This is a genomic window from Streptomyces panaciradicis (genome assembly GCF_023516615.1).
In the GTDB taxonomy this organism is placed as follows: domain Bacteria; phylum Actinomycetota; class Actinomycetes; order Streptomycetales; family Streptomycetaceae; genus Streptomyces; species Streptomyces panaciradicis.
On record NZ_JAMGBF010000002.1, the window covers coordinates 1 to 5,306 of the forward strand.

Below are 5,306 nucleotides of genomic sequence, written 5' to 3' on the forward strand. Positions count from 1 at the left end.
GGAGCCGTACGAGATCCACCCCGAGGTGGCCCCCAAGGGCGACCGGCGCAAGAAGGTCCAGGAGCTGCTGGACGTCGTCGGCCTCAACCCCGAGTACATCAACCGCTATCCGCACCAGTTCTCCGGCGGCCAGCGCCAGCGCATCGGCATCGCGCGCGGCCTGGCGCTGCGCCCGGAGGTCATCGTCGCCGACGAGCCGGTCTCCGCGCTCGACGTCTCCGTGCAGGCCCAGGTGGTCAACCTCCTCGACCGGCTGCAGAGCGAGTTCGAGCTGAGCTACGTCTTCATCGCCCACGACCTGTCGATCGTCCGGCACATCTCGGACCGGGTGGGCGTGATGTACCTGGGGCGGATCGTGGAGATCGGCCGGGACGAGGAGATCTACGACCACCCCACGCACCCGTACACCCAGGCGCTGCTGTCCGCCGTCCCGGTGCCCGACCCGGAGGCCCGCGAACGCCGCGAGCGCATCATCCTCGCCGGCGACGTCCCCTCCCCGACGAACGTCCCCTCCGGCTGCCGCTTCCGCACCCGCTGCTGGAAGGCGCGGGAGCGGTGCGAGCTGGAGGTGCCGGAGCTGGCGGTACCCGCGGAGTTCCGGCCCACGGGCGGCCCGGCCGCCCACGCCTCCGCCTGCCACTTCGCCGAGACGCTGACGATGAGGCGCTCCGCGCCGGGGCAGGTGGTCCCGCCGGAGGAGGCGCAAAGCAACGGACCGGGGTGACATGGTGCACCCCGGTCCGTTCACGGCACCCGCACGGCCGTACGTTCTTCAGAGTGGCGCGTCCGTATATCGGGACCGGGTCGGCCAAGTTGCCTGTGTGTTAACGCGGTTCATGCCTATTTGTGCGATTGTGCGAGCCCCAGCGACCGCTTGAGGAAGTCGACCTGGAGCAGCAGCAGGTTCTCCGCGACCTGTTCCTGCGGGGTCATGTGCGTCACCCCGGACAGCGGCAGCACCTCGTGCGGACGGCCCGCGGCCAGCAGCGCGGAGGACAGCCGCAGGGCGTGCGCAACCACCACGTTGTCGTCCGCGAGACCGTGGACGATCATCAGCGGGCGGTGCGGCTCGGCGGGCGCCGACAGACCGTCGTCGGTGACGAGCGAGCTGTGCGCGTACGCCTCCGGGCGCGCGGCCGGGTCGCCCAGGTAGCGCTCGGTGTAGTGCGTGTCGTACAGCCGCCAGTCGGTGACCGGGGCGCCGGCGATGCCCGCGTGGAAGACGTCCGGCCGGCGCAGCACCGCGAGGCCGGCCAGCCAGCCGCCGAAGGACCAGCCGCGGACGGCCACCCGGCCGAGGTCCAGCGGGAAGGTCTTCGCGAGGTCCTGGAGCGCCTCGACCTGGTCGTCGAGGGAGACGGTGAAGTCGCCGTGGACGGCCTTCTCCCAGGCGGGGGAGCGGCCCGGGGTGCCCCGCCCGTCGGCGACGACCACCGCGAAGCCCTGGTCGGCGAACCACTGCGAGGTGAGATGGGCGTTGTGCGCGGCGATCACGCGGGGCCCGTGCGGACCGCCGTAGGGATCCATGAGGACCGGCAGGGGGGTCTCACCGTCGTGATCACGGGGGAGCAGGACGGCGCACGGGATGCGTCGTGCGCCCCCCTCGGTGAGCCGCACGCGCGGGGACATACCAGGATCTTCCGCGTACGAGGTGATCGTCGCCGTGGGCTGGTCGCCCCGCAGCACCCGCACCTGGGTGCCCGGCCGGTCCAGCGCCGCCGACACCAGCACGGTCACACCCCCGGCGCGCACCGCGGAGTGCACGCCGGGTTCCCGCGAAAGGCGCTCCATGCCGAGCTCGTTGACGCGGTAGACGTGCACCTCGCCGACCTCGGTGGCGCCCTCGGGGGCCTCCTCGCCGGCCGAGGCCGAGACCAGCACGTCCTCGGCCGTCACGTCCAGCACCGCGCGGACGTGCAACTGCGGTCCGGTCAGCGGGCGTTCACCCACCGCGAGCACCCGCGCGCCCCCCTCGTCGGCGATCCGCACGAGCTGCCCCGAGGGGCTCCAGCAGGGAACCCCGGGGAAAAGATCCAGCCAAACTGGATCTTCGTCCGCGTGCACCAGCCGGGTCGCCCCAGTGTTCGGGTCCACGGCCAGGTAGAGCTGACTGCGCTGGTCGCGCGCCTGGACGAGCAGCAGCGGTGCCCCCGCCTCTGACCAGTGCACATGCGCCAGATACGGATAGCGCGCCCAGTCCCAGACCACCTCCGTGCGCGACCCGTCCAGGCCGATCACGAACAGCCGCACGTCCGCGTTGTCCGTGCCCGCCGCCGGGTACGGGACGCGCTGTGGATCACGTTCCGGATGGGCGGGGTCGGAGATCCACCAGCGCCGCACCGGCGTGTCGTCCACCCGCGCGACCAGCAGCCGGTCCGACTCCGGCGACCACCAAAAGCCCCGCGAACGGCCCATCTCCTCGGCCGCGACGAACTCGGCGAGACCGTAGGTGACGTTCTCCGACTCCGGCTCCGCGAGCGCCCGTCCGCCCTCGCCCTCGGCGCCCACCACCCGCAGGGCACCCCGGGCGGCGTACGCGACGAACCGGCCGTCGGGGGAGGGGCGCGGGTCGATCACCGGTCCCGGAGCGGGCAGTTCACGCGCCGTCCCGGCCCTCAGCTCGGCCGTGAAAAGCCGCCCTGACAACGCGAAAGAGGCCAACTCCACGCCCGCGTCGGTGGCGTAGCCGACGATGCCCGCGCCGCCCTCGCGGCTGCGTTCGCGGCGCGCCCGCTCCTCGGCGGACAGCTCCTCGTGATCCCCCTCGAGCAGGGCGCGCGGATCGGCCGCGACGCGCTCCCCGCCTCCCGGAACGTCCAGCACCCACAGGGAACTCGCCCTGTCGGTACCGGAGGAGGAGCGCAGGAACACGACACGGGCGCCGTCGGGCGCCACCGTGAAAGCGCGCGGCGCGCCGAGGGTGAAACGCTGGGTGCGCGCGTGCCGGCGGGGGAAGGAGTCGGACCTCGTCGTCATGGACCGACCATATTGGCCATGCGCCCCCTTGTGCGGCCGTGCGCCGATCGATGCGCAGGCCCGGATAGTTATGATCACTAGCGCATAGTGGGTATGAACCTGCTGCTCCTCCCCGTGGATTTATCTGCGGGGAATGCGTTGCCCCTTGGTCCGACCCCCGCGTACTTGGGATCTTTGGAGGTGAGCCGCCGTGGCACTCTCGATTTCGGCGGTGGTGCTGCTGGCGATCGTCGTCTTCCTGTTGGTCAAGAAGTCCGGGCTGAAGGGCGGGCACGCGGTCGTCTGCATCCTTCTCGGGTTCTATCTCGCCTCCTCGACCGTCGCGCCCACGATCAACGACCTGACGACCAACATCGCCAGCATGATCGGCAGCATCAAGTTCTGACTGCGTAGGGTGGGGGCCATGACGGAATCCCCCGCCCGCCGCCTGCTCCTGGTGCACGCGCACCCGGACGACGAGTCGATCAACAACGGCGCGACCATGGCCAGGTACGCGGCCGAGGGTGCCCGGGTGACCCTGGTCACCTGCACGCTCGGTGAGCGCGGCGAGGTCATCCCGCCCGGGCTGCGGCACCTCACCGGCGCGGCCCTGGGCGAGCACCGGCTGGCCGAGCTCACCGCGGCCATGGGCGAGCTGGGCGTCGAGGACTTCCGTCTGCTCGGCGGCCCGGGCCGCTACGGCGACTCGGGAATGATGGGCATCGCCGACAACGACGACCCCGGCTGCTTCTGGCAGGCGGACGTCGACGAGGCCGCCGCCCTGCTCGCCGAGGTGATCCTGGAGGTGCGCCCCCAGGTCCTCGTCACCTACGACGAGAACGGCGGCTACGGCCACCCCGACCACATCCAGACCCACCGCGTCGCCATGCGCGCCGCCGAACTGGCCGCCGCCCAGGGCTGGGAGATCCCCAAGGTGTACTGGAACCGGGTGCCCCGGTCGGTCGCCGAGGACGCCTTCGCCCGGCTCGCGGGCGAGCTGTCCGGCACGCCCTTCGCCAAGGCCGCCGCCGTCGACGACGTACCGGGCGTGGTGGCCGACGACCGGGTCACCGCCGAGATCGACGGCAGCGCGTACGCATCCGCGAAGGCCGCCGCGATGCGCGCGCACGCCACGCAGATCGACGTCGCCCCGCCGTACTTCGCCCTCTCCAACGAACTCGCGCAGCCCCTGTTCACCACCGAGTACTACGAGCTGGTGCGCGGGCGGGCCGCGGCGGCCAGGGAGAACGACCTGTTCGCCGGACTGGGCCCCGGCAAGGAGGAGTCATGAGCGACCGGGGCTCCCTGCTCGCCCAGCCCCTGCGGCCCCCGTCCGCCGGGCGGTTCCTGCTCTACCTCGGTCTCTTCCTGCTCGGCGCGGTCGTCGGCGCGGCCGGTTCGCTCGTGCAGGCCGGCTGGTTCCCCGTCGGGCTGCTGCTCGCCCTCGCCGGCGAGGCCGGGCTCTGCCTCGGCGGCGGATGGGCCGTCCGCGGCCGGGGCGGGGCCGTCGCGCCGGCCGCCGGCTGGATCGTCGCCGTCATCCTGCTCACGGCCAGCCGGCCCGAGGGCGACTTCCTTTTCGGCGCGGGAGGCGGCTCGTACCTCTTCCTCCTCGGTGGCATGGCCGTTGCTGTGATCTGCGCCACCATCGGGCAGGGCTGGCAACCGGGTGGCGGTGACGCCCGACTTGGCAAGTGACGTACCACTTCGCCATTGAACGCGCGTGGGAGTCCCGTGTGGGTTTCCCCGGCGGTCGTGGGATACGGGCCAGAAGTGGCCAGTATGGTGGTGCGCGCCGCCGAGCTGCCCGTGAGGTCGTGTCGGGCGGCGGAGCCAACCGGGAGAACCTGCCTTGAGTCGTGAAACTGACACTCCGTCCTCCGGGCCCAACGGGCGCGGCGGAGCCGCATACCCGTCGGGGACGCCCCCGTACGGCACCCCCACGGCTTCCGACGCCGGTGCGGACGCGGCCCGTTCGGCCGAGCGGCCGGAGGAGCGCAAGACCGAGACCACGCTGACGACCCGGATCCGGATCAATATCCCCGGGTCGCGGCCCATCCCGCCGGTCGTCGTCCGCACGCCCGTGGCCGAGACCGAGGGCGGCTCCGAGGAGACCGGCGAGAGCGAGCTGCCCCCGTCGGGGACGACCCAGACCATGGGCGTCGTCGAGGCCCCCGCCGAGCCGGCCGCACCGGGCGACGACAAGACGAGCGACTGGTTCGCGCCACGCAAGTCCGCTCCGGCCAAGGGCGGTCAGGGCGGCGGCGCCACCAACGGCGCCGGTCTGCCGGGCGGTTCGCCCCCGGCCCTGCCGGGCGCCCCGGGCGCTCCCGCGGCCGGTGCGCGGCCGA

The 5,306-nt window shown here is 72.7% G+C and carries 5 protein-coding genes and 1 pseudogene; 5 read left to right on the top strand and 1 reads right to left on the bottom strand.

The window, feature by feature from the left end; translation table 11 throughout:
• Positions 1–724, top strand: a 724-nt coding sequence (locus M8J74_RS01305) for an oligopeptide/dipeptide ABC transporter ATP-binding protein (RefSeq protein ID WP_249834621.1), incomplete at its 5' end; no start/stop codon positions are given.
• A gap of 116 nt (positions 725–840) precedes the next feature.
• On the opposite strand, the gene M8J74_RS01310 is transcribed toward M8J74_RS01305, so the two are convergent.
• Positions 841–2,976: a S9 family peptidase gene (locus M8J74_RS01310; RefSeq protein ID WP_249834622.1), complete on the bottom strand. Its 2,136-nt coding sequence runs from the start codon at positions 2,974–2,976 to the stop codon at positions 841–843.
• Between the two features lie 190 nt (positions 2,977–3,166).
• Between M8J74_RS01310 and M8J74_RS01315 the strand changes: the two genes are divergently transcribed.
• The 4 genes and pseudogenes from M8J74_RS01315 to M8J74_RS01330 all read left to right on the top strand — a co-directional run.
• Positions 3,167–3,361 (top strand): hypothetical protein, encoded by a 195-nt coding sequence (locus tag M8J74_RS01315; protein ID WP_058923418.1) that lies wholly within the window; start codon positions 3,167–3,169, stop codon positions 3,359–3,361.
• A gap of 18 nt (positions 3,362–3,379) precedes the next feature.
• Positions 3,380–4,246 carry an N-acetyl-1-D-myo-inositol-2-amino-2-deoxy-alpha-D-glucopyranoside deacetylase gene (gene mshB / locus M8J74_RS01320; protein ID WP_249834623.1) on the top strand — a complete coding sequence of 289 codons (867 nt, stop codon included), beginning with the start codon at positions 3,380–3,382 and terminating at the stop codon, positions 4,244–4,246.
• The gene (locus M8J74_RS01325) at positions 4,243–4,653 is read left to right on the top strand and encodes a DUF6113 family protein (RefSeq protein ID WP_249834624.1); all 411 of its coding nucleotides are present in this window, start codon (positions 4,243–4,245) and stop codon (positions 4,651–4,653) included. The genes mshB and M8J74_RS01325 overlap by 4 nt, the downstream gene beginning before the upstream one ends.
• Before the next feature lie 154 nt (positions 4,654–4,807).
• A pseudogene (locus tag M8J74_RS01330) lies at positions 4,808–5,306 on the top strand (hypothetical protein); the annotation flags it as partial.